Origin of the sequence: Methylocella sp. CPCC 101449 (genome assembly GCF_031921685.1) — a bacterium.
Classification (GTDB): Bacteria; Pseudomonadota; Alphaproteobacteria; order Rhizobiales; family Beijerinckiaceae; genus Terripilifer.
Window position 1 is genome coordinate 454556 of record NZ_JAPDHU010000003.1, and the last position, 25135, is coordinate 479690.

Here is a 25135-nt window from a genome sequence, read left to right on the forward strand (position 1 = left end):
ATGCGGGGGTTTTGGCCAGGCATTCTTTTGCCATCCTGGCGCGCGCCATGGCGGGTCCTGGCGCTTATCCTCATACCATTGATCTTGCAGGCTCTTCCCCTCTCCAGAGCATCGGCTGCGGACCCGTTCTACAAGGGCAAGACCATCACGCTCATCGCTGGCTTTGGCGCCGGCGGCGGCATCGATTCCACAGCTCGGGTCATGCAGCGCCACCTGTGGCGGTTCCTCCCCGGCTGGCCCGAAATCATCATCCAGAGCATGGAAGGGGCCGGCGGGGTCGTCGCCGCCAATTATCTCGAAAAGCGCGTACCGCCGGACGGGCTGACCCTGGCCCTGCCGGGACGAAGCTGGTTCGTCGAAGGCCTCGTCAAAAGCCCCGGTGTTACTTTCGATCCAACCCGCTTCAGCTTCATCGGCTCGAGCGGCGTCACGCCGGCCTTCTTGTTCGTGCGCGCCGACAGCGGCATCAAGACCTTCGAGGACTTGAAGCGCAGCACCAAGCCGCTGCCGCTCGCTGCCATCGCCGCCGGGACGTCCACGGCCATGGTGCCGCGCTTGTTGGCGCAGATCGGCATTCCGGTGGAAGCCGTGCTGGGCTACGGCTCGACGGCACGTATGCTCATCGCGGTGGAATCCGGCGAAGCCACCGGTTTTTTCCTCAGCGAGGATTCCGTGACCCGTCGCGCCGACCTGCAGCGCAAGGGCGTCATCATTCCGCTGCTGCAAACCCGCCCCGTCATCGCCGGCCTGCCCTTGCTGCAAGACGTGGTACCGCCATCGCACCAGGATCTCCTCGCCCTGACGATCGCGCTCGATAGTTTCGGCCTGATGCTGGTGGGACCACCCGGCATTCCCGCCGAACAGATGGCGAGCCTGCGCGAAGCCTTCATGGCGATGACCGACGATCGCGAGTTTTTAGGCGATATGGCGCGCGCCGATCTCTCGCCCGGCGAAGCCCTCTCCGGCGAGACGATCGAAACCGCGATCAAGGCGCTGGCCGAGCGTATCACGCCCGAACTAATCGCCCACTATCGCGATCTCGGCGGTCGTAAGGAACGTTGAAGCTCATCCCTTCTGACGATTGCGCCGCGCCGCCATGTTGAGCGCCTCCACCAGAATGGAGAAGCCGATCGCCGCATAGACGAAGCCCTTGGGCACGTGCATGCCAAAGCCATCCGCCACCAGCACCATGCCGATCAGGATCAAGAATGACAAAGCCAGCATTTTAACGGTGGGATGTTTGTTGATGAACGCCGAAACCGGCCCGTTGGCGACAAGCATCACGATGACCGCGATGACAATGGCCGTCGCCATCACCCAGAAATTGTCGGCCATGCCGACGGCGGTGATGACGCTGTCGAGCGAGAACACGATGTCGAGCACGACGATGGAGAGGATCGCGCTGGCAAAGGTCGTGCGCACCACTTGGCCGGCGGTCGCACTCTCGTGCGGCCCTTCGATCTGTTCGTGGATTTCGATCGTGCCCTTGTAGAGCAGAAACAGACCGCCGGCGATCAGGATCAGATCGCGCCAGGAAAACGCTTTGCCATAGACTTCAAAAACCGGCGCCACGAGCCCGGCGATCCAGGCGATGGAGGCCAAGAGCCCCAGGCGCATGATCAAAGCGAGTGACAGGCCAAGCCGCCGCGCGAACGCCTGTTGATGCACAGGCAGCCGATCCGCCGTGATCGACAGGAAAATCAGATTGTCGATGCCAAGCACGATCTCCAACGCCGTCAGGGTCAGAAGCGCCGCCCACATGGCGGGGTCGGAGAGCATGGCCATTCAATTTCCTCCAGGCGACGCGATAGGCGGAACAGCATAATGCCGGCTGCGGAGGGTCATCCGCAACCGGCATTCACAGGTTTCAGCAATGAAGACGCCGGTTCAGGCGGCCTTGGCTTTCTTGGCGTCCTGAATCGCCTGCCACACCCGATGCGGCGTCGCCGGCATGTCCATGTTGGTAATGCCATATTCGCTGCGCAGCGCATCGAGGATCGCATTCATGATCGAGGTCAGCGAACCGGCGCAACCGGCTTCGCCGCAACCCTTGACACCCAGCGGATTGGTCGTCGCCGGGATCGACGCATCCTCGTAAACGAAGAACGGCGCGATATCGGCGCGCGGCATCGCATAGTCCATGAAGGAGCCGGTGACGAGCTGGCCATCCTCCGTATAGACGGTCTGCTCGACCAAGCACTGCCCGGCGCCCTGCACGACGCCGCCCTGCACCTGACCCTCGACGATCATCGGGTTCACGGTCACACCGAAATCGCCGACCATGGAATATTTGACGATCTGAACGACGCCCGTATCCGGATCGATTTCTACCTCGCAAATATGACAACCGTTCGGATAGGTCGCGGGACCCGCCGTGCCGACGTGATCGATGTCGAGCGTCTTGGGTGCATCGCCCGGCAGCTTGACCCCGTCGTTCAGCTTCTGCGCCATTTCCATGATCGAGATCGAACGGTCGGTGCCGGCGATCGAGAACTGGCCGGCTTTGAAGTCGATGTCGGCGACATTGGCTTCGAGCAGGTGCGAAGCCACCGCCTTGCCGGTTTCGACGATCTTGGCGCTGGCCTCGACGATGGCCGTGCCCGAACACATCAGCGATTTCGAACCGCCCGTGCCGGTGCCGGTTTTCAACCGATCGGAATCGGTCTGCATCACCTTGATCTTCTCGAACGGCACGCCGAGATGCTGCGTCAGCACCTGTGCGAAGGTGGTGATATGGCCCTGGCCGTGATCGTGCGAGCCGGTGAGCAAAGTCACCGATCCATCTTTCTCGAAATGCACGCCGGCCAATTCATTCATCGTCGGCGCTGTCACTTCGAGGAACTGGCCGATGCCGCGGCCGCGCAGCTTGCCGCGCTTCGCCGCTTCCTTACGGCGCGCCGCGAAGCCCTTCCAATCCGACAGCACCAAGGCCTTGTCGAGAATGGCCGGGAAATCGCCGCTGTCATAGACGGAGCCCGTCGGCGACTTATAGGGAATCTGCTTCGGCTGAATGTGATTCTTGCGCCGCAGCTTCACCGGATCGATGCCCATTTCAGCGGCCGCATTATCGATCAGCCGCTCCATGTAATAGTTGCCTTCCGGCCGGCCGGCGCCGCGATAGGCCGTGACCGGCACCGTATTGGTGAAGACGCAGAGCGTGTTCACCTCGATCAGCGGCGTGCGGTAGCAGGAGTTGAGATGCTTGGCGATGTTGAAGGTCGAGAACAGCGGCCCGATCATCGTCATATAGCCGCCGAGATCGCCAAAGCCCGTGGCGCGCACGGCCAGGAACGTCCCGTCCTTGTCGAGCGCCAGTTCGAGATCGAACTCCTGCGCGCGGCCGTGATGGTCCGAGAGGAAGCTGTCGGACCGCTTGTCGGTCCATTTCACCGGCCGGCCGAGTTCGCGCGCGCCGTGCATGGAGCAAACATATTCGGGGAACATCGCGCCCTTCATGCCGAAGGAACCGCCGACATTGGTGGCAATGAAATGCACCTTCTCCGCCGGCACGTTCATCATCTCGGCCGCTGAAGCGCGCGAACCCATCACGCCCTGGGTCGGGGCGTACAAAGTGAACCGCTCGCTCTTGCGATCATATTCGGCGACGCAGGCGCGCGGCTCCATCGCATTGATGACGATGCGGCTGTCGACGAGGCTCATCTTGGTGACATGCGCCGCCTTGGCGAAAGCCTCGGCCACCTTGGCGCTGTCGCCGAACGTATAGTCGAAGGCGATGTTATTAGGCGCTTCGTCATAGAGCTGCGGCGCACCCGGCTTCACCGCATCGCGCATTTCGATCACCGCCGGCAGTGTTTCGATATCGACGACCACCGCTTCCGCCGCATCCTGCGCCTGCACCGCCGTTTCGGCGATGACGCAAGCGACTGCATCACCGACGAAGCGCACCTTGTCCATCGCCAGCGCATAGCGTTGCGGCTTGATCATTTCCGTGCCGGGGCGCCCCTGCATGTTGACGCGATAAGGCATCGGCTTGTAGCCGGCCTTCCGCAGGTCTTCGCCGGTATAGATCGCCAGCACGCCAGGCATGTCCTTGGCGGCAGAAATGTCGATGCCCTTGATCACGCCATGGGCCTGCGTCGAGCGCACCATGGCGCAATAGGCCTGACCCTTCAGATTGACGTCGTCTGTATACTGTCCCTCGCCGCGCACCAGTCGAGGGTCTTCCGCCCTCTTCACAGCCTGGCCGACACCGAATTTCATCGTCGCCAGAGCTTCTTCATCGACACGGACGTTCATGGGGACACAATCCTCAGACATGATTTGGGGAAAAGGGGCGGTCTCCGGCCCTCTAAGCGCGCCGATAAAACCCCGCAAACGACTATTCCGCAAGCCCTTAAACCGCATGGCGGCCACCCAAAAGCGTGCGTTTCAGCCCCTTTCGCCGCGAAACCGTAGCTTGTATGAGTGCGCCCACAACCCGGTTCCTGCGAAGAACGCCAGAGGAACATCATGAATGCGACGGTCATGGGTACAGCCGACGGTTCCGACCGCCGTTTCGAACGGATCGCCTTTCTGTCCGCCGGCACCGCCGAGGCCGACGCCGCTTTGGCGCTGCTGGTGCCGCGCTACGGCAACAGCGAGCCGGAAAACGCCGATGTCATCGTAGCCCTCGGCGGCGACGGCATGATGCTGCAAACCCTGCATCGCTTCATGGATTCGCCAAAGCCGATCTACGGCATGAATCGCGGCACCGTCGGCTTTCTGATGAACGAATTCCATGGCGATAATCTGCGCGAACGCCTTGCCAACGCCCATGCCAGCACGATTCACCCCCTGGTGATGCGCGCCACCACCACGGCCGGCAAGACCGCGACCGCCCGCGCCATCAATGAAGTGTCGCTGCTGCGCCAATCCTATCAGGCCGCCAAACTATGCCTGTCGGTGGATGGCAAGGAGCGGCTGGCCGAACTCGTCGCCGATGGCGTGCTGGTCGCGACCCCCGCCGGATCGACCGCCTATAACCTGTCCGCCAACGGCCCGATTCTGCCGCTCGACACCAATCTGATGGCATTGACGCCCATTTCCGCCTTCCGGCCGCGACGCTGGCGCGGCGCGCTGCTGCCGGACCGGGCGCAGGTCACGGTGGAGATTCTCGAAGCGGAGAAGCGGCCTGTCGCCGCCGTCGCCGATCATTTCGAGATTCGCGAAGTGGCACGGGTCGAAATCGCGATGGATCACGCCACCGGCGTCGTGATTCTGCACGATCCCGGTCATTCCCTGGCCGAGCGCATCCTGCGCGAACAGTTCGGTTATTGAGCGCAACAGATCGTGAAGGCTGCTTTTAGGCAGGGCGTCTCGCCAAAGGGCGCGCCAGCCCCTATATACCAGTTATGATCCGTATTTTAGCCACAGCCTTATTGCTCGCTCTCGCCCCCGCGCCGCTGGCGGCGGCGGAGGCTGAACTGATCATGTTCGAACAGCCGGGCTGCCCTTTCTGTGCCAAGTGGAATCGCGAAATTGGGCCGATCTATCCCAAGTCCGATATCGGCGCCAAAGCGCCGCTGCGCCGCGTGCAGATCAGCGATAAGAAAGCCTATGGCGTGACGTTGAACGGCCCGGTGATTTTCACGCCGACCTTCGTCGTCTCGGTGAATGGCCGCGAGACCGGCCGCATCGAGGGCTATGCCAACGATGAATCCTTCTGGGGCCTGATGACCCAGCGCACGGCCGACATTCCAGCGCCCACCACGCCCGCCTCGGAACCGGCACCGACGACGACGCCGGATCCCACGGCTTCGCACTAGCCTTTCTGTTTCGATCTCGCCGGGCTACTGGTAGCGCGTCGGTGCAACCAGTGGAGGGAAACAAGCGTGGCCGCAGCGAAGAATATCCTGTTCATCATGTGCGACCAGCTCCGTTGGGATTATCTGTCCTGCTACGGCCATCCCAAGCTGCAAACGCCGAATATCGATGCACTGGCCGCACGCGGCGTCCGCTTCACCCATTGCTATGTACAATCGCCGGTCTGCGGCCCCTCACGCATGTCGACCTACACCGGCCGTTACATGCAATCGCACGGCGCCTCCTGGAATGGCTTTCCGCTGCGTGTCGGCGAGATGACCATGGGCGACTATCTGCGGCCCCTTGGCATGCAGGCGGCCCTCGTCGGCAAGACCCATATGACACCCGACAAGGAGACCATGCAGCGTCTCGGCATCGACCCGCAATCGACCATCGGCGTGCGCACCGCCGAATGCGGCTTCGATCCTTATGAGCGCGACGACGGCCTCTGGGCCATCGGCCCCGATGGCGCCTATGACGAGCGCGTGTGCCGCTACAATCAATATCTCAATCAGAAAGGCTACGGCGGCGACAATCCCTGGCATGACTATGCCAATGCCGGCGAGAACGAGGACGGCACGTTGGCTTCCGGTTGGGCGATGCGCCACGCCCGCAAGCCAGCACGCGTGGAAGAAGCCGATTCAGAGACGCCCTATATGGTCGGCCGCGCCATGGACTTCATCACCGAAGCCGGCGATGCGCCGTGGTGCCTGCACCTATCCTTCATCAAACCGCATTGGCCCTATATCGCCCCGGCGCCGTATAACACCATGTATGGCAAGGACGACATCATCCCTGTCGTGCGCGCCGACAGCGAAAAGATCGATCCACAACCGGTTTATCGCGAGTTCATGCAGCATCGCGTGTCGCAGACCTTTGCCCGCGATGAAGTGCGCGAAGAGATCATCCCCGTTTATATGGGGCTCATCAAACAGATCGACGATCAGATGGGGCGCCTCTTCGCCTTCCTGAAGCAGCGCGGTCTGATGGACAATACCCTGATCGTTCTCACCTCGGACCATGGCGATTATCTCGGCGATCATTGGCTGGGCGAGAAGGATCTGTTCCATGACGCCAGCGTGCGCGTGCCGCTGATCATCTACGATCCCTCACGTGAAGCCGATGTGGCGCGCGGCACCACTTGCCCGGCGTTGGTCGAAGCGATCGATCTGCTACCGACCTTCATCGATGCCGCTGGTGGCAAGGCCAGCGACCATGCCCAGCGCCTCGAAGGCCGCTCGCTGATGCCGCTGCTGCGCGGCGGCAAGCCGGAGACGTGGCGCGAATTCACCATCAGCGAATATGATTATTCGATGACTCAGGCGGCACAGCGGCTGGGCGTGGCCTTCAAGGATACGTCCCTGTTCATGATCGCCGATGCGCGCTGGAAGCTGATGCACGCGCCAGGCTTCCGCCCCATGCTGTTCGACCGTGAGAACGATCCGCAGGAATTGAAGGATCTCGGCGCCGACCCCGCCCATGAGAGCGAGCGCCAGCGCCTGATGGCCGCGCTGAATGCCTGGGGTCTGCGCATCTCCCAGCGCGTCACCGTGTCGGAAAGCCGCGTCAATGCCGGCCGCAGCCGCTCCATGCGCCGCGGCATTCTCATCGGCGTCTGGGACGAAAGCGAAATTCCGGAAGAACTCTGGAGCGCTTATCGCGGTAAGAACTGACGCGTTTCCACGCGTCAGTCTTCAAGCCTTGGCCATGTCCGGATCGTGCAGATGGCATTCGATGATCTTTTCGCCGTCGGTCAACGTGCGGGGCACCACCGACGAGCACTTGTCCATTGCGTCGATGCAACGCGGATGGAAGCGACAGCCTGACGGCGGATTCAGTGGATCGGGGAAACCGCGGCCGAGATGGATATCCGGCAGACCGAGCCCCGGCTCCGGCGTTAGGATCGATTTCATCAGCGCCCGCGTATAGGGGTGGCGTGGCGCGTTCATCACTTCGGCGGTCGGCCCGGCCTCGACGATACGGCCGAGATACATGACGGCAACATAGTCGGACATATATTCGACGACCGAAAGATCGTGGCTGATGAACAGATAGGTCAGGTTCATCTGTTCGCGCAGCGATTGGAGCAGATTGAGAATCTGCGCCTGCACCGACACGTCGAGCGCCGAGGTCGGCTCGTCGCAGATGATGATTTCGGGCTTGATGATCAGCGCCCGCGCGATGGCGACGCGCTGCCGCTGGCCACCCGAAAGCTGGCTCGGATAGGAATGGATCAAGCGGCGGGCCAGACCCACCCGCTCCATCATCGCCTCGACTTCGGCGACCTGTTCCTTGGCTGTGCCGATGTTATGAATCAGCAACGGATCGCGGATGATCTCGCCGATGGTCTTGCGCGGATTGAGCGACGAATAGGGATCCTGAAAGACCGGCTGCACGCGCCGCGCGAAGACCTTGCGATCGACATTGGTCAGCGGCTCGCCACCGACGAAAATCTCGCCGGAAGACGGCGGCTGCAAGCCCAGCATCATGCGGCTCAGCGTGGTCTTGCCGCAGCCGGATTCGCCGACGATCGCCAGCACCTCGCCGCGTCGCAGCGACAGCGACACGCCATCGACGGCGCGCAGCGGCTGGCCGCCCGCATACCATTTGCGGCCGATGTGAAACACCTTGCTCAGATCGCGGGTTTCAAACGCCAGAGGCTCGGTCGCCGTCGCCACCTGAGGCCGTTCTTTCATCGCCAGCGCGCTCATGCCGCACTCCCAAGGGATACAGGGCGGGGTTTCGTCGCGCCCGGCTCAAGCAGGCAACGATAGAGATGATCGCCGCGCGCCGGGCGCAGATCGATCTGACCTTCATGACAGGAGGGCATTTGCAAGGAACACCGATTGCGGAAACTGCACCCGCGCTGATTACCGACCAGCGACGGCACGATGCCCGGGATGGAGCCAAGCCGCCCCATGGAGGCCGCCTGGCCGTGCTTGGGCATGCACTCCATCAGGCCCCGCGTATAGGGATGCGCCGGATTGTGGAAAACGTCTTCGGCACTGCCCTGTTCGACCACGCGTCCGGCATACATCACCGCCACCTGATCGGCGGTGCGCGCAACGACACCAAGATTGTGGGTGATGAGGATCATCGCCATGTTGAACTCGTCCTGCAGGCCACGCAGCAATTGCAGGATCTGCACCTGAACCGTCACGTCGAGCGCCGTCGTCGGCTCATCGGCGATGATCAAAGCCGGTTCGCACATCAGCATCATGGCGATCATCATGCGCTGGCGCAGACCACCCGAGAGCTGGTGCGGAAACTGCCCCAGGCGCTGGCCGGCATTGATGATGCCGACGCGGCTCAACAGATATTCCGCCCGCTCGCGCGCCTGCTTGCGTGACGCACCGCGATGATGGCGCAGATAGACCTCTTCGAGCTGATTGCCGATCGTATAGACCGGGTTCAGCGAGGTCATCGGATCCTGGAAGATCATGCCGATACGATAACCGCGCAGACGCGCCATCTCGCGCTCGCTGATCTTGGCGAGGTCATGACCTTCGAAGGCGATCTTGCGCGCTGTCAATGTCGCCGTGCGCGGCAGAAGCCGCATCAGCGCCAAAGACGTGATGGTCTTGCCGCAGCCCGATTCGCCCACCAGGCAAAGCGTTTCCTTTGGGCGAACGGAGAAGGAAACATCGGACACCGCATGCAGCGCACCGGCTGGCACGGCGATATCGACATTCATCCCATCGACGACGAGAACCGGCGCGTCACTGGAAGAGGACAATCCGCTCATCTCTAACTTACCCCCGACCTTCAGGTGACGTGACATCGCGGATGCCGTCGCCGGCCATGTTGATGGCGATCACCAAAAGGAAGATGGCGGCGCCAGGGATCATGATCAGATAGGGTTTGAAGAACATCACGGCGCGGCCTTCCGACACCATGAGGCCCCACGACGGGGTTGGCGGACGAATGCCAAGACCGAGGAAGGACAGAGCCGCCTCGACCAGGATGATCAGCGCCATGTCGAGGCTAGCGATAATGATGACCTGGTTCATCAGATTGGGCAGAATTTCGCGCCACAGAATGCGGCTGTTCGAAGCGCCCGCCGCCTTCGACGACATGATGAATTCGCGCTCGCGCATCTGCTGCGTCATCGAACGAGTCACCACCGCATATCGGTCCCACGTCAGGAAGCCGAGCAGAATGATCAGCGCCATGATCGAACCGCCGGAGATCGACGACACCGACAGCGCCACCAGAATGACCGGCAGCGCCAGTTTGACGTTGATCAGATAGACGACGAAAGCATCGACCTTGCCGCCGTAATAGCCGCCGAGAATGCCAAGCGCCGTGCCGATGATGCCGGCGATCACCGCCGCGGTGAAACCGACAAGCAGCGAAATTCGCGCGCCATAGATCAACCGGCTCAGCACGTCGCGACCCAGCGCATCAGTGCCAAAAATATTATCCCACGTTCCTTTGGCACCCCACACCGGATCGATGAGGCGGCGGCTCAGATCCTGCGCATAGGGATCGTAAGGGGCGATCAGCGGCGCGAACACGGCCATCAGCACGATCACCGTGATGATCGTGGTGCCGATGATGAGGCCGACATGCCCTCTCGCGCGCTTGCGCATCAAAGCCTTCGGCGACGGCGCGAGCGTATCGAATTCGTCGCTCCGGCTTGCGGGAGCCGCACCACTCACGGCAGTTCTCGTCACGATTGTAGACATCATTATTGCCTATCTATCTCTATTGCCGCTATCGCAGTTGCACGCGAGGATCGAGTTTCGCATTGATCAGGTCGGACAGAAGAGTCAGCACGATATAAGCGCACGACAAGAAGACGAGGATCGACTGTACGACCGGGAAATCAACCCGAACGATCGATTGGAAGGCCAGATAGCCAATCCCATTCAGGGCGAAGATCGATTCGACGATGACCGACCCACCGAGCAGGAAGCCGAGCTGCACCGCCGCCAGCGACACCACCGGCAGGATGGCGTTGCGCAGCGCATGCTTGAACAACACCTTGAACGGCGACAGCCCTTTGGCGCGGGCCGTACGTACGTAATCGGATGACAGAACTTCCATCATGCCGGCGCGCGTCAGCCGCATGGTCGAGGGCATGATCGAGACGGCGAGCGTCACCACCGGCAGAATGAAGTGAGCGATCGATCCCGATCCCGACACCGGCACCCATCGCAACTGCACGGCGAAGACCAAGATGAAAATCAGCGCCAGCCAGAAGTTCGGCGTCGCCTGCCCTGCCACCGAGAAGATCAGCGCAGCACGATCCCACCAGGTATTGGCCTTCACCGCCGCCAGAACGCCCAATGGCACCGCCACCAGAAGCGCCAGGATCAGCGCCGAAATCGCAAGCCCGCCGGTAACACCGATGCGATCCATGATCAGTTCGGACACCGGCTCGCTGGTGAACAGCGAACGGCCGAGATCGCCACGCAAAGCGCTCGTCACCCAATCGAGATATTGAATGTAGAACGGCCGATCGAGGCCATAATTCATGGCAATGCGCGCGATGTCTTCGGGCGAGGCATTTTCGCCGGCGAGCACGGACGCCAGATCACCCGACAGACGCAAGAGGCTGAAGCCGATGATCGATACGGTGATCGCCACGCAAAGCGCGATGATCAAGCGCCTCACAAAAAACCTCAGCATGGGCCGCCGCTCCTGTGCATTTTCATTGCGGTCGTTTCCTTCGATGGCGGCACCTCACGCGATGCACCGCTTATTCATTCTTGGCTGTCAGTGCGCTTAGAAGTCAGTCGCGAAGCTGGAACTCAAATTAGAGCAATTGCAGTCAGGCGTCACGGCTGTGCGCATCCAACGTCAGCATTGATCATAAGAGTTCGGTCCATGGTGCGCGGCCCACGACACGTGGCGCGCGCTCCGGCTGTCGCTTCCTCATCCCAAGACGCAGCATGCCTTCCCTTCCCTCGACCACACACCAATCCGGCGCCGTCAGGACCATCCCCTTGGTCCCGCCGCCGGTCGGCTCGCATGTCCACCTTGCCCGGTTGTTCCGAATGGGCTAGGTTATGAGCTAATGATTATCTAGTTAGCCTAGTTTGTGGGGGCAGGCAAGGAGGTCCGTTGAGGTGGAATCACACTCGACAGTACAATCCGATGCCGGCAAGACAGCGCGAACTAGGAGGCCCGTAAAACCATGAGCGTACCTTTTCCTATCCAGTCGGATGATCGACCCAGCTACGGCTCGGGCCGCTGGCTGCAGGTGCGCGCGTCGACGGCTTCGGCGGAAATCGTCAGTCAAATCAGACAGCGTTTGTTCGACGGCCAATTAAAGCCGGGCGATTTTCTGGGAACGGAAAGCAGCCTCAGCCAGGAATTCGGCGTCAGCCGCATCACGCTGCGTGATGCGCTGCGCATTCTGGAAGCCAACGGCATTGTCTACGTCAAGGTTGGCAAGTCAGGCGGCGTTCGCGTCGCCGAACCCAATCCGGAACGATTCGCCGATGCGCTCGCCGTGCAATTGATGCTGGCTGGCATTACCGAGAAAGAAGTTTTCGATGCGCAGATGGGCGCCGAAATGCGCGCCGCCGAACTCGCCGCCGAGAATGCCGATGCTGACGATCTCGCCGCGCTGGATGCGCAATTCGAACGCTGCGCCGCCGCCGTCGACGATCAAGAAGGCTTCGCGCGCGAAAGCCTGAACTTCCATCTGCAGCTCATCAGGTCTTCGCACAATCGTGCCCTGCTGGCGCAATTCCATGCGTTGCGGCACGTGTCGTCGAAAGCCATTCTGCGCAGCCACACGCCGGCCCGAGCACGCACCGTTCTGGAACGGCATAGGAAGACGCTGGCTGCCGTCCGCGCGCGTGATGCTGTCAGCGCCGCCGCCGGCATTCGCGAACATTTCGAGCAGGTCATCGGCGCGCTTCTGGCGCGATCGCGCAAGGCAAACGAGTCGCCGCCTTAAAACCCAAACCAACGGACCGCAGCGTCCCGAACCAGCACAAAACCTAATAAACTTGTGGAGAACGCCCATGCTCAGCGAAGCAAAAAACAAACTGATTTCTCAGGTCGGGCCTGGCACGCCGATGGGCGACTACCTGCGTCGCTATTGGCATCCGTTCGCGCCAGCGGCCTCGCTCGACAAGGAACCGGTGAAGGCGATCCGCCTGCTCGGCGAAAACCTGACCCTCTATAAGGATCAGTCCGGCACCTATGGTCTCGTCGACCGCCATTGCCCGCATCGGCGCGCCGACCTGTCCTACGGTTTCGTCGAAAAGCACGGCATCCGCTGCAACTACCACGGCTGGCTGATGAGCGAGACCGGCCAGGTGCTGGAACAGCCTTACGACGACACCGCCAATCCCAACAACAAGATGAAGGAACGGTGCAAGGTCAAAGCCTATCCGGTGCGCGAAGTCGCCGGCCTGCTCTTCACCTATATGGGTCCGGATCCGGCGCCCGAACTGCCGGTCTGGGAACCCTTCACCTGGAACCAGGGCTTCATCGAAATCGTCACCGCCGACATTCCCTGCAACTGGTTCCAGTGCCAGGAGAACTCCTGCGATCCGGTGCATTTCGAATGGATGCACGACAACTGGAGCCTGCGTCAGCGCGGCGAGACCGGCCCTTATGCGGCGAAGCATCTCAAGGTGGCGTTCGACGAATTCGACTACGGCTTCACTTATCGCCGCCAGCGCGTCGGCCAGGGCGAGGACCATCCGATGTGGTTGACCGGCCGCGTCGCTTTGTGGCCGAACGGTTTCTATCTCGGCAGCCATTTCGAATGGCGCGTGCCCGTCGATGACGAGAACACGCTGTCGCTCGCCTGGTTCTACACAAAGCTGCCGCTTGAGAGCCAGAACCGGCCGCTGCCGGAAATCCACACCTGGCATGGACCGATCAAGAAAGACGATGGCCGCTGGATTTCCAGCCACATCATCAACCAGGACATCATCGCCTGGGTTGGTCAGGGCACCCTGTCCGATCGCACCAAGGAAAACCTCGGCGCCAGCGATCGCGGCATCGCCATGATCCGCAACCGCTTCTTCGAGGAACTCGATGCGGTCGCCGCCGGTGCCGATGCCAAGGGCACGATCCGCGATCCGGAAAAGGCCAAATGCGTGGCGCTGCCGATCGCCGAGCCGGAATTGTTCAAGCATATCGTGCCCCGCGCCGAATGGGCCTCCAACGGCTATCTGAAGCGCCGGCTGCAATCATTCCCCTGGCACTATGGCCAGCCGCCGGAAGTCATGAATGCCTTCCGCACCGCAGTCGGTCTCGACGAAAACGGTCAGCCCTACGGCGGCTGACCGACCATCATCTGAGGGAGAGAACAGACATGGCTAAAATTCATCTGGCGATGGCCACGACCCACGGCCCGCAATTGCACACGACCGCCGAGCAGTGGGTGCTGCGCCTGCCAGCGGACAAAAAGAACATGCATCCCTATCGCGATGGCGTGTATTCCTACGATCAGCTCGTCGAACTGCGCAAAGGCGAGAAGCTCGATGAGAAGTCCACCATGGCGAGCATGACGTCGGCGCATGATCGTTGCCACGTCGCCATGGACAAGCTCGCCGACAAGTGGGAAGAGAAAGGCTGCGACGTCGCCATCATCTTCGGCAACGACCAGCATGAGATTTACGGCGACGAGTTGAACCCGCCCTTCATGATCTACTACGGCGACAAGATCGCCAACTTCCCGCATACACAAGAACATCTCGACCGCATGCCGCCGGGCATCAAGGAAAGTTCGCCTGGGCACACCACGCCGAGCTATGTCGAATATGACGGCATGCCGAAACTGGGCGAACATATCATCCGCACCCTGTGCGAGCATGAATTCGACGTAACCGCCTCCAAGTCTTTGCCGAAGGGCAGCAAAGGCACGTCGCCGGTGAGCCACGCCTTCGGCCACATCTATCGCCAGGTGATGCGCGACAATGTGGTGCCGAACCTGCCGATCTATCAAAACACCTTCTTCCCGCCGAACCAGCCGTCCGCCAAGCGCGCTTATGAATTCGGCCGGATGGTCAAGAAGGCGGTCGACAGCTTCCAGACCGACAAGAAGATTGGTGTGTTCGCCTCCGGCGGCATGACCCACTTCACCATCGACGAGGATTTCGACCAGCGCTTCATCAAAGCCTTGAAGGAACGCGACAAGGACTGGCTGACCTCCATTCCGCTGAAGACCCTTCAGGCCGGCACGTCGGAACTGAAATCGTGGATCACCCTCGCCGGCTTCCTCGAAGACGAGAAGGTCTCCATGCACCAGATCGACTATGTGCCCTGCTATCGTTCGGCCGCCGGCACCGGCACGGCGCAAGGCTTCTTCTGGTGGGACATCCACTGAGGGATTGCAGATTAGGGACTGCACTGCCGAAGGCGCCGGGAAACCGGCGCCTTTTTCTTCGCCCTCCATGCAAAACGCCCGCACGTTGCCGTGCGGGCGTTCATTGATACGCGGAGCAGAAACCCTCAGGCTTCCTGCATCGCCTTCCATACCGTCTGCGGTGTCATCGGCATGATGAGCGGCAAGGGCTTCTTGGCGCCGATGGCATTTTCGATCGCATTGACGATGGTCGGTGTCGCGCCCGTGGTGCCGGCTTCGCCGACACCTTTGGCGCCCACCTGATTGGTGGTGCAGCGCGTCGGATTGTGCAGCACCTTGATATTAGGCACGGTGTCAGCGCGCGGCATCATATAGTCCATGAACGAGCCTGCGAGCAGTTGGCCGCTCGCTGGATCGTAGCGGGTATATTCGCCCAGCGCCTGGCCGATACCCTGCACCACACCCCCCTCGATCTGCCCCTCGACGATCGTCTCGTTGAGCATGACGCCGCAATCGCTGACCGCCGTATAGCGCACGATTTCCACAGCACCCGTATCGGGATCGACCTCGACTTCCGCCACGTGACAGCCGTTGGGGAACGACGGCCCCGTATGCGCTATTTCGTTGGTGTCGAGATTTTCCTCGATCGTGCCCTGGCGCTTCATCTCCTTGGCATGTTCGGCCACTTCGAACAGCGTCACGCGCCGCCCGGTTTTGGCGATCTCGAACACGCCTTGACGATATTGCACGTCGGCATCGCCGGCCTGCAGCACGGTCTTGGCGACAGCCTGCGCCTTAACTAGCACCTTGTCGGCGGTCTGAGCCACGGCGCTGCCGACCAGCATGGCCGAACGAGAGGCCACCGCGCCAAAGCCCGGCACGTCGCGATGGGAATCGCCGAAGGTCACCGTGATATCGTCATCGGCCAGCCCGAGCTGGTCGGCGACGAGTTCTCGGAAGACGGTCACATGGCCCTGGCCTTGCGGCACCGGCCCGATGCTGAGCACCGCCTTACCATTCTCGAAGGTGATGCGCGCCGGCTCTTCGTAATGGCCGCCGGAAATTTCCAGATAGCAGCCGATGCCGACGCCGCGCAGCTTGCCGCGCGCCTTCGATTCCTTCTTGCGGGCGGCAAAGCCCTTGTAGTCGGCCGCTTCCAGCGCCTTCTCGAAAGCAGCAGGGAAGTCGCCGCTGTCGTATTTGGAACCAACGGGCGACTGATAAGGCAGACGCTCCGGCTTGATGAAATTGCGCCGGCGCAATTCAGCCGGGTCGATATTGAGTTCACGCGCCGCGGCTTCGATGGCGCGCTCCAAAAGATAATTGGCTTCCGGACGACCCGCGCCGCGATAAGGACCGGTCGGCACGGTGTTGGTGAGATAAACCGCCGACTCCACCGAGATCTGCGGAATGTCATAGACGCTCGGCAAGCAGCCGGAGATGTGAATGGTCGGCACCAGAACCGCAACGCCTGTGAGATAGGCGCCGGTATTCATCGCGCCTTTGAGGCGCAGACCCAGGAATTTGCCACGCGGGCTCAGCGCCAACTCGACATGCCAGAACTGATCGCGCGCATGGTTGTCCGAGAGGAAGGATTCCGCGCGTGTCGATGTCCAGTGTACCGGTTTGCCGAGCTTGCGGGCGGCTGCCAGAAGCGCCGGATATTCGGCATAGGTCGAGGCTTTCATGCCGAAACCGCCACCGACATCCTTGCTGAGGACGCGCACTTTCGGCGGATCGACCTTCATGGTCATCGACACCTGGAAGGCTATGCCGGCTCCACCTTGCGTGCCCGTCCACATGGTATATTGGCCGGACTTGGCATCGAAGCTCGCGGTGGCCGCACGCGGCTCCATCGAGACGGCGCAAATGCGCTGATTGGCAACATCGACCTTCACCACATGGGCGGCCGATTTGAACACCTCGTCGAGCGCGCGCTTCTTGGCGCCATCGGGATCGGCCGGTGCCGCCCATTCGAAGGCGACATTGCCCTTTGCCTCGGCGAACAGCTGCGTCTTGCCTTCGCGCGCCTGATCGAGCGTCACCACCGCGGTCAGCGCTTCGTAGTCGACATTGACGAGATCGGCTGCATCGAGCGCGGCGGCTTCCGACTTGGCGACCACCATGGCGACCAGTTCGCCGGCATGCATCACTTTGTCTTTGGCGAGAACCGGACGGAACGGGCTGATCGGCATGCTGCCGCCTTTGCCCGGAAAGGGAATCGAACCGGTGACGCTACCAAGACCCAGATCCGCGAAATCATCCGCCGTATAAACGGCGAGCACGTCGCGCGCCGCTTTGGCGGCGCTGGTGTCGATGCCCTTGATCTTGGCGTGCGCATGTGGCGAGCGCACGAAAGCTGCGAAGACCACCCGTTCCGGACGCATATCGTCGGTATATTGGCCCTCACCACGCAGCAGCGGACCATCCTCGATTCGCCCCGCCCATTTTCTGATCGAACGATTGCTCACGCTTCTCTCCTCCAGGGCACCCGGCCATATGCCTTCTGCCTGATTTTCCGGCGCAATCTTTCTCCAGCCACCCTGCGCAAGTCAATTGCAGCTCCGGCAAAGGCGTTCGAAAGCCAGACAAGTCAGGGGATTAGGGCGGCTTTGCCGGTCGGATCACGAGTGTTAGCTTGCCAAAAAGCCAAATCCGCAAGGCGTTCACCGGGACGCCCACACCAGCCCACGGAGAAGGGTTCATGCCGTTCCGTCTTCTTGCGCGCCTCGCGCTTATCGCCTTGCCCCTCCTGCCTGCCCATGCCCAAACCGAGCCCGCTCACATGAAGCTCCCCGCTTTGCCCGAGATTCAATTCGCCGAGATTCCGGCCGCCACACGCGCCCACTATCAAGGCGATCGCTTCAGCTATATGGAAGCCGGCCGCGCCGATGCGCCGGTGGTGCTTCTGCTGCACGGCGTTGGCGCCAATTCCATGCACTGGCGCTTCCAGCTCTCAGGCCTGTCCGATCGCTACCGCGTCATCGCCTGGAACGCACCCGGCTATTTCCTGACAGACGGTTTCAGCAAGGAGATGCCGAGCTGTCAGGACTTCGCCGACGCGGTGCGGGACTTCCTCGGCGCGTTGAAGATCGATCGTGTCAACATCGTCGGCAATTCCTTCGGCTCGCGCGTAGCCCAATGTTTCACCGTGCATTACCCGGAGCGCGTGATGAAACTGGCGATGACCGGCACCGGCATCGGCCCGGTCGACATGACGGATGAAGCAAAGGCGAAGATCATCGCCACCCGCGAAAATCAGATCGCCAAGGGCGGCTATGGTTTCGGCGCGCGCGTCTCGGCCCTCGTCGGCCCGAACGCCTCTCCCGAACTCATCGCCGAGGTGCAGCGCGTGGTGCGCGCCACCCGCCCCCAGGGTTTCATGCATGGCGTGAAGCTCGGCCTGGTGAACGGCTACAGTCCATCGGAGGTGGCGGCCAAGGCTCAGATGCCGGTACTCCTGATCCAGGGCACGGAAGACAAAGTGAACCCCGGCAAGGACAATGCCTATATTCTCATCAAGGTCTTGAAGAACGGCCGCATAGAAAAGCTCGACGGCATCGGCCACCTGCCGGAAGTCGAGGTGCCGGATGCGGTCAATAAGCTGCTGCGCGATTTTTTTAGCTGATTTCCCAGCAATTGCGGCGCAAGCGCGTCGATTGGCCCTGTCACGCCCAGCCAGGCGATTGGCGGCTCGGCCGTGCGGCGGTTCGCCGCCAACCACTTCACATTCTTTGTCATCCCTCTGATTGTAACGAGGTATTAACCCTGACCGGGTCTTAACTAAAACGGTTAATGCCGCCGCCCGCGGGCTGCCCCCGCGAGCCCTAGTTTCGTCGGATTCCCGGCGCAGAAGCGGGGCTTCCCCCGCAATGATTGAGGACGAACGAGATGAATCCTGCCGATTTGGCGTCGGGCGCCAGCGGCGCCCCGGTCGAAGTGACGCTATGGGGGATGTTCTGGGGCGCTCATTTTGTAGTCAAGCTCGTGATGCTCGGCCTGCTTGCCGCTTCGATCTGGAGCTGGGCCATCATCATCAACAAGACCATGCTCTTTTCCAGCACGGAAAAGGCCATGGATCGGTTCGAAGACTCGTTCTGGTCCGGCAATTCGCTGGAAGAACTCTACCAATCCCTCTCCACCACGCCGACCACGGCCATGGCCACGCTCTTCGTCGCCGCCATGCGCGAGTGGAAACGCTCCTTCACCAATGCCTCCTCCGCCTTCATGGGTCTGCAGGCGCGCATCGAGAAAGTGCTCGATGTTTCCATCGCCCGTGAGGTGGAAAAACTCGAGTCGCAGCTTCTGGTGCTCGCCTCCGTCGCCTCCGCCGGCCCCTTCGTCGGCCTGTTCGGCACTGTCTGGGGCATCATGACTGCCTTCCGCTCGATCGCCGCCTCCAAGAACACCTCGCTGGCGGTCGTTGCGCCTGGCATCGCCGAGGCGCTGTTCGCCACGGCTATCGGCCTTTTCGCCGCCATCCCGGCGCTGATTTTCTACAACATGCTGCAAGGTCGCGTGGCCCGCGCCCAAGCCCGTATGGAAAGCTTCGCCGACGAATTCTCCTCCATCCTGTCGCGCCAGATCGACCACCACGTCGCCAGCGAACGCGATCGCGCCGCCTGAGGTCAAACCATGGGAATGTCGGTCGGAGCAGCTGGACGGAAGGGCGGACGCAGACGGCGCGGCGTGCCGCGCTATGGCGCCATGGCGGAAATCAACATGACGCCGTTCATCGACGTCATGCTCGTGTTGCTGATCATTTTCATGGTGGCAGCGCCCTTGCTTGCCACGGGCGTGCCCATCGACCTGCCGGAAACCAAGGCGGCCGCGCTCAACATCGACCAGAAACCGCTCTCCGTCGCCATCGATGAGAAGGGCGAAATCTATTTGATGGACCAGCCCGTTGCCATTTCCGAGCTGGAAGATCGCCTCAAGGCTGCCGTGAAAGGCGGGTTTGATGAGCGTATCTATGTGCGTGGCGCGAAAGGGGTGAACTACGGCCGCGTCGCCGAGGTCATGTCGCTGATCACCGCCGCCGGCTACAAGAAAGTCGCGCTGGTGACCGAACAGGAGAAGAAGTAGCGGTGCGGCGGATGTCCGCCATCGCCACCGACAGGAGATAAGCCGCGTTGGCGTTTTCGCGCAAGGAACCAGGCATCATCGTCTCCAGCAGCGTCCATGGCGCCGTGCTGTTGGCGGCGCTCGTCTCGTTTTCCGGTGCGCCCAAATATACCGATGCACAGGAGGCTATCGCCGTCGAAGTGATCACCGACAATGATCTCAGCGAGATCATGAAAGGTGAGAAGACGGCGAAAGAGGTGAAACCCGCGCCGCCGCGGGCCGACAAGGTCGACGAAATAGTCCAGCCGACGCCCAAACCCGTCGAGCACGAAGCCCAGATCGATATTCCGACACCACCACCGCCCCTGCGCCGCCTGCCCGATCCGGGCCAGGACGACACGCCGCCGGTGCCGACCCCGCCGCAGCGCCAGGCCGCCCTGCCGCCGCCGGAACCCGAACAGGCCAAGCCCGAACCGCCGACGCCGCCGGCACGCCCGCCCGAACCCAAGGTCGAGGCCAAACCCGAACCGCCTAAGCCGCCGGACGCGGAAGCGATCGAGCCGCCGAAGCCCCCGGTGCGCCCCAAGATCGAACCGCCGAAAAAGGTCGAAGCGCCGACACCGGAGCCGCCCAAGCGCCCGGTGCCGTCCAAGCCGCAACCGGTGAAGACCGAGACCAAGCCGGAGCCGAAACTGCAGCCCGACAAGATCGCCAGCCTGCTGAGCGATCAGAAGGCCGAGGACGCTAAGAAGCCGCCGGCGCGTCCGCGTTCGGGCGACGAAAATGCGCCGCCGCAGCGACGGCTCAACCCTGGCGAAATTTCAAAACTGCTGTCGCGCGAGGAACCCGGCCAGCGCGCCGCCACTGGCCGCGAGGTCAGCCGCACCGCTTCGCTCGGCTCGGCGACGGCGAATGCCGCGCGTATGTCGCCGGCCATGTGGGATCAGTTCCTCGGCTTCCTCAAGGACAAATACGACCAGTGCTGGGACAGCAAGCCGCCGAATTCCGAAACGCTCGGCTATCGCCCCAAGATCACCGTGCGCTTCACCCGCGACGGCATGCTTGAAGCGGCGCCTCGCCTGCTCAATCCCTCCAACGATCCGGCGAAACGCTCGCTCGCCGACAGCGCCTTGCGCGCCGTCAATCATCCAAGCTGCAATCCGATGCGCATCCCCGCGCGTTTCGAGCCTTTTTACGACCAGTGGAAGGAGATGCCGCTCAGTTTCGATCCTTCCGACTGACGCGTCATGATGACTTTCACGCCCTCGCTTAAGTCCGCGTTTGTTTTTGTAAACGCCACGCCTGAAACGGAATCGACATTCGATGCATGATTTTCACCTTTCCCGCCGGCGCTTTACCGCCCTCGCCGCAGGTACGACCGCTCTCTCGACCCTTCCGCTTGCCGGTGCTTTCGCCCAGGCGCCGCGCGAAGTTGAAATCCGCGGCGGCCAGTTCAAACCGGTCTCCATCGCCGTCACCGATTTCCTCGGCGACGCCCAGCAGGGGCCGGCACTGAGCCAGGTGATGACCAATAATTTCCGGCGCTCGGTCTATCTGGCACCGGTCGATTCGCGCAGCTTTAGCGAGAAGATCAGCAATCCCGATCAGCCGCCGCAATGGGACGCCTGGCGCACCATCAACGCGCAATATGTCGTCACCGGCCGCACGGGACGCGGCCCCGATGGCCGCATGCGCACCGAATTCCGCCTCTGGGACGTGACCAGCGGCCAGCAGGCGGCCGGCCAGCAATTCGTCACCGATCCGAACAATTCGCGCCGCGTCGCCCATATCATTTCCGACGCCATCTTCTCGCGCATCACCGGCGAAAAGGGCTTCTTCGATACGCGCGTCGTCTTCGTCGACGAAACCGGACCGAAAGAACGCCGTCGCAAGCGCCTGGCCGTCATGGACCAGGACGGCGCCAATGTCCGCTATCTGACGCGCGGCGAGGATCTGGCTTTGACGCCGCGCTTCTCGCCCTCTTCCCAGGACGTCGCCTTCATGTCCTTCGGCAATGGCGATCCGAAGGTCACGCTGCTCAACGTCGAGACCAGCCAGCGTGAAGTGGTCGGCAATTTCCCCGGCATGACCTTCTCACCGCGCTTCTCGCCCGATGGGCAGAAGATCATCATGTCGCTGACGTCGGGCTCGTCGACAAATATCTACGCGATGGATTTGCGCTCGCGCGCCACCACGCGCTTGACCGACACGAGCGGCATCGACACCTCGCCTTGCTATTCGCCCGACGGCAGCCAGATCGCCTTTGAAAGCGATCGCGGCGGCGGCCAGCAGATCTATGTCATGGGCGCCGGCGGCGGTAACGCGCGGCGCATCTCCTTCAGCCAGGGCGCACGCTATTCGACGCCGGTCTGGTCGCCGAAGGGCGATCTCATCGCCTTCACCCGCCAGCGCGCCGGCTCCTTCGGCATCGGCGTGATGCGGCCCGATGGCTCGGGCGAACGCATCATCACCGAGGGCTATCACAACGAAGGCCCGACCTTCGCCCCCAACGGCCTGTTCGTGATGTTCTTCCGCGATCCAGGCTCCGGTGCAAAAATCTTCATGGCCGACGTGACCGGCCGTGGCGAATTCCCCGTGCCGACGCCGAGCTTCGCCTCCGATCCGTCCTGGGGTCCGCTGCTGAGCTGATCAGCCGTCTCCCTTTATTGCAGCACAGCCATGCGGGCCGGCGCTCGCTAGCTGGCTTGTGCATCCGCACGTTCTTTGGCAAAGCTGCATTTGTTCTCAGGGCGGGGTGAAAATCCCTACCGGCGGTATGCGGCTTTGGCCGCGAGCCCGCGAGCGCTTTCCAAACGGAAAGGTCAGCAGATCAGGTGAGAGGCCTGAGCCGACGGTTACAGTCCGGATGAAAGAGAACGAGCGGGCGACCCTGTGGGTCGTGGCCGCGCGTGATCGCCTTGGGTGACGTGTCGACCAAGGAGATCATATGACACACACCCGCTTTGCCTTCGTGAAAGCCAATTGGCACGCCGAGATCGTCAATCGCGCGCTCGAGGGATTTCTCGAACTCATTCCTTCAAGCCAAGTCGATGTCTTCGATGTGCCCGGTGCCTTCGAACTGCCTCTCGTCGCCCGCGATCTCGCCCTCTCAGGCAAATATGCCGCCGTGGCAGCCGCTGCCTTGATCGTCGATGGCGGCATCTACCGGCACGACTTCGTTGCCCGCACGGTGGTGGAAGGGCTGATGCGCGTCAGCCTCGATACGGGCGTGCCCATCCTCTCGGTCGCGTTGACGCCGCATCATTTCCATGAAGGCGATCACCACAAGCGCATCTTCCACGATCATTTCGTCGAGAAAGGCCGCGAAGCCGCACGCGCCGCTTTGATGATCATGGAAACGCGTAAGGCTTTGGCGGCCTGAGAGCTTCAGAAATAAAAGCTATGTCGAGGATCGATCGTCTCGTCCTCCAGCTTCGAAAATCGCCCGGCGGCATAGAGCAGCGGCCGGGCGCCATCGCTCACATGCACCGTCTTGATGTCGGCGATGATCAAACCATGCGAGACCGCATGGACGATTTCGGCGATGGCGCATTCGAAGCTGCAGAGCGCCGCTCCCAGCACCGGCGCGCCGCGATAATCGCCCTCACGCCATGCGCCGACGGCGAAACGATCGAGGTTGTTCGAATTGGCGAAACTGGCGGCGATGTCGGCCTGTCCTTCCGCCAATACGTTGACGACGAGATGGCCGCTCTCGCGCATCAACGCGAAGCTTGGTCCACGCTGATTGACGCAAGCAATAAGCCGCGGCGGCTCCGCCGAGAGCGAGCACATGGCTGTAGCCGTCAAACCAGCACGTTGATCTTCGTGGCTTGTGGTCAACACCGTCACGCCACTAGCCCAGGCGCGCATGCCGGCGCGAAAGCCATCGAGATCGATCGCGTCGAGCGGGCGGCCCCTGGCGAGCCCATGACTGAAACTCACGAAGGCGATCTCCGGCGCAGGGTTTGCGACGGCGTTTCGCCGAAGCGCTCGGCATAGCTCTGCGCAAAGCGGCCGAGATGAGAGAAGCCGCATTCCAAGGCCACGGCCGTGACATTCTCGCGCGCATCCTTGAGCAAAACCGCGCGCGCCCGGTCGAGCCGCAGATCGCGTGAAACCTGGCTCGGCGTGCGGCCACGAAAGCGCTGAAAGCCTTCCTGCAAGGTGCGCTTGCTGACGCCTGAAAGCCGCGCCAATGTTGCCGTTGTCACTGTAACACCAGGACTGGCACGCAGATGGCGCTCGGCCCGCCAGATGTAATAGGGCACGGCATGATCGGCGGCCGTCTCTCTTGTCTCGATCAGCCGATGCGGCAGCGCCGCCAGCACCACATCCAACAGATCGTTCTCCCCGGCGCGGATCGCCGCCGATGGTTTGCAATGGCCGCTGCCGTCGCTGAAACAATCGTCGAGGCGATCGAGCAACCGATGCACCGGTGTTGCAAAGCATTCCGCCAGCAATCGATCCGGCGCAAATTCCACAGCTTGGCTCGAAGCGACACCCACACGCGCAGCCAGACGGCTGCGCGGAATTTTGAGCAGGATCTGCTGCGCCTCGCGGTCCCACAATTTCCGATAGGCCGTGTTCGGGTTCATGATGAAGGCCGATCCCGCCTCCAACACCGTCTCAAAACCTTCCGCCCGCAAGCCGACGCGGCCGCTGAGCGTGATCTGCAGCAGATAGAAATCGAGCGGCGGCGCTACGACCTCGGCCTCCGAACCATAGCGCAGCAGACTGATCGAGGTCTCGCCAAGGTTCAAAAGCTGATGAGCGAAATCGAGACTGTCGCCAGGCACCTCCAGCGCATGCCGGGCGAAAACCCGGTCGAGACACCGGCGCGCCACGCCGGCATCGCCCGTGCGTGTCATCGGCAGGCGCCGGCTCAAGGCATCAAGCTGTGGGATCGCCGGATTCACCGGGCCTCTCCATCGTTCAATTTCAACAAGCTTAGCGCCGGCGGATCGCCCCTCAAAGGCCGAAAAAGCCCAC

General features: G+C 62.0%; 22 protein-coding genes and 1 riboswitch. Of the genes, 13 read left to right on the forward strand and 9 right to left on the reverse strand.

Annotated features, from left to right (window positions below; translation table 11 throughout):
* A complete protein-coding gene (locus OIM99_RS22325) occupies positions 1-1062 on the forward strand; it encodes a hypothetical protein (RefSeq protein ID WP_311852687.1) in 1062 nt (353 codons plus the stop codon).
* A gap of 3 nt (positions 1063-1065) precedes the next feature.
* On the opposite strand, the gene OIM99_RS22330 is transcribed toward OIM99_RS22325, so the two are convergent.
* The gene (locus OIM99_RS22330) at positions 1066-1785 is read right to left on the reverse strand and encodes a TerC family protein (RefSeq protein WP_311852688.1); all 720 of its coding nucleotides are present in this window, start codon (positions 1783-1785) and stop codon (positions 1066-1068) included.
* 102 nt (positions 1786-1887) lie between these two features.
* Positions 1888-4257, reverse strand: a complete 2370-nt coding sequence (locus OIM99_RS22335) for a xanthine dehydrogenase family protein molybdopterin-binding subunit (RefSeq protein ID WP_311852689.1) — start codon at positions 4255-4257, stop codon at positions 1888-1890.
* Positions 4258-4470: 213 nt separating this feature from the next.
* Between OIM99_RS22335 and OIM99_RS22340 the strand changes: the two genes are divergently transcribed.
* From OIM99_RS22340 to OIM99_RS22350, 3 genes are all read left to right on the forward strand, one after another.
* Positions 4471-5277: an NAD kinase gene (locus tag OIM99_RS22340; RefSeq protein WP_311852690.1), complete on the forward strand. Its 807-nt coding sequence runs from the start codon at positions 4471-4473 to the stop codon at positions 5275-5277.
* A gap of 74 nt (positions 5278-5351) precedes the next feature.
* Positions 5352-5765 carry a thioredoxin fold domain-containing protein gene (locus OIM99_RS22345; RefSeq protein ID WP_311852691.1) on the forward strand — a complete coding sequence of 138 codons (414 nt, stop codon included), beginning with the start codon at positions 5352-5354 and terminating at the stop codon, positions 5763-5765.
* A gap of 66 nt (positions 5766-5831) precedes the next feature.
* The gene (locus OIM99_RS22350; RefSeq protein WP_311852692.1) at positions 5832-7475 is read left to right on the forward strand and encodes an alkaline phosphatase family protein; all 1644 of its coding nucleotides are present in this window, start codon (positions 5832-5834) and stop codon (positions 7473-7475) included.
* Positions 7476-7496: 21 nt separating this feature from the next.
* On the opposite strand, the gene OIM99_RS22355 is transcribed toward OIM99_RS22350, so the two are convergent.
* From OIM99_RS22355 to OIM99_RS22370, 4 genes are read right to left on the reverse strand one after another with little or no spacing between them, the layout of a single operon-like run.
* Positions 7497-8513 (reverse strand): oligopeptide/dipeptide ABC transporter ATP-binding protein, encoded by a 1017-nt coding sequence (locus OIM99_RS22355; RefSeq protein ID WP_311852693.1) that lies wholly within the window; start codon positions 8511-8513, stop codon positions 7497-7499.
* On the reverse strand, positions 8510-9547 hold the full coding sequence (locus tag OIM99_RS22360; protein WP_409371548.1) for an ABC transporter ATP-binding protein: 1038 nt from the start codon (positions 9545-9547) through the stop codon (positions 8510-8512). The genes OIM99_RS22355 and OIM99_RS22360 overlap by 4 nt, the downstream gene beginning before the upstream one ends.
* A 7-nt stretch (positions 9548-9554) precedes the next feature.
* Complete coding sequence (locus tag OIM99_RS22365) at positions 9555-10463, reverse strand: ABC transporter permease (protein WP_311852695.1); 909 nt, start codon at positions 10461-10463, stop codon at positions 9555-9557.
* 55 nt (positions 10464-10518) lie between these two features.
* Entirely contained in the window at positions 10519-11436 is a 918-nt protein-coding gene (locus tag OIM99_RS22370) for an ABC transporter permease (RefSeq protein WP_311852696.1), read from the reverse strand.
* A 508-nt stretch (positions 11437-11944) separates the two neighbouring features.
* Between OIM99_RS22370 and OIM99_RS22375 the strand changes: the two genes are divergently transcribed.
* From OIM99_RS22375 to OIM99_RS22385, 3 genes are all read left to right on the forward strand, one after another.
* Positions 11945-12715 (forward strand): FCD domain-containing protein, encoded by a 771-nt coding sequence (locus OIM99_RS22375; RefSeq protein WP_311852697.1) that lies wholly within the window; start codon positions 11945-11947, stop codon positions 12713-12715.
* A 67-nt stretch (positions 12716-12782) separates the two neighbouring features.
* Entirely contained in the window at positions 12783-14060 is a 1278-nt protein-coding gene (locus OIM99_RS22380; protein WP_311852698.1) for an aromatic ring-hydroxylating dioxygenase subunit alpha, read from the forward strand.
* A gap of 29 nt (positions 14061-14089) precedes the next feature.
* Complete coding sequence (locus tag OIM99_RS22385) at positions 14090-15103, forward strand: hypothetical protein (protein ID WP_311852699.1); 1014 nt, start codon at positions 14090-14092, stop codon at positions 15101-15103.
* 125 nt (positions 15104-15228) lie between these two features.
* Here OIM99_RS22385 and OIM99_RS22390 read toward each other — a convergent pair whose 3' ends face one another.
* The gene (locus tag OIM99_RS22390) at positions 15229-17553 is read right to left on the reverse strand and encodes a xanthine dehydrogenase family protein molybdopterin-binding subunit (RefSeq protein ID WP_311852700.1); all 2325 of its coding nucleotides are present in this window, start codon (positions 17551-17553) and stop codon (positions 15229-15231) included.
* A 233-nt stretch (positions 17554-17786) separates the two neighbouring features.
* On the opposite strand from OIM99_RS22390, the gene OIM99_RS22395 reads away from it, so the two are divergent.
* The 6 genes from OIM99_RS22395 (at position 17787) to OIM99_RS22420 (ending at position 23528) form a co-directional block, all read left to right on the forward strand.
* Positions 17787-18710 (forward strand): alpha/beta hydrolase, encoded by a 924-nt coding sequence (locus tag OIM99_RS22395; RefSeq protein ID WP_311852701.1) that lies wholly within the window; start codon positions 17787-17789, stop codon positions 18708-18710.
* Between the two features lie 263 nt (positions 18711-18973).
* Positions 18974-19708, forward strand: a complete 735-nt coding sequence (gene tolQ / locus OIM99_RS22400; protein ID WP_311852702.1) for a protein TolQ — start codon at positions 18974-18976, stop codon at positions 19706-19708.
* Positions 19709-19717: 9 nt separating this feature from the next.
* On the forward strand, positions 19718-20167 hold the full coding sequence (locus OIM99_RS22405) for a biopolymer transporter ExbD (protein WP_311852703.1): 450 nt from the start codon (positions 19718-19720) through the stop codon (positions 20165-20167).
* A gap of 47 nt (positions 20168-20214) precedes the next feature.
* Positions 20215-21387, forward strand: a complete 1173-nt coding sequence (locus OIM99_RS22410; protein ID WP_311852704.1) for a cell envelope biogenesis protein TolA — start codon at positions 20215-20217, stop codon at positions 21385-21387.
* An 82-nt stretch (positions 21388-21469) separates the two neighbouring features.
* Positions 21470-22795 carry a Tol-Pal system beta propeller repeat protein TolB gene (gene tolB / locus OIM99_RS22415; RefSeq protein WP_311852705.1) on the forward strand — a complete coding sequence of 442 codons (1326 nt, stop codon included), beginning with the start codon at positions 21470-21472 and terminating at the stop codon, positions 22793-22795.
* Between the two features lie 88 nt (positions 22796-22883).
* Positions 22884-23028, forward strand: a riboswitch (FMN riboswitch).
* Positions 23029-23093: 65 nt separating this feature from the next.
* Positions 23094-23528 carry a 6,7-dimethyl-8-ribityllumazine synthase gene (locus OIM99_RS22420; protein WP_311852706.1) on the forward strand — a complete coding sequence of 145 codons (435 nt, stop codon included), beginning with the start codon at positions 23094-23096 and terminating at the stop codon, positions 23526-23528.
* Positions 23529-23533: 5 nt separating this feature from the next.
* On the opposite strand, the gene OIM99_RS22425 is transcribed toward OIM99_RS22420, so the two are convergent.
* Positions 23534-24088 carry a flavin reductase family protein gene (locus OIM99_RS22425; RefSeq protein WP_311852707.1) on the reverse strand — a complete coding sequence of 185 codons (555 nt, stop codon included), beginning with the start codon at positions 24086-24088 and terminating at the stop codon, positions 23534-23536.
* A complete protein-coding gene (locus OIM99_RS22430; RefSeq protein ID WP_311852708.1) occupies positions 24085-25062 on the reverse strand; it encodes an AraC family transcriptional regulator in 978 nt (325 codons plus the stop codon). The genes OIM99_RS22425 and OIM99_RS22430 overlap by 4 nt, the downstream gene beginning before the upstream one ends.
* Between the last annotated feature and the right edge of the window lie 73 nt (positions 25063-25135).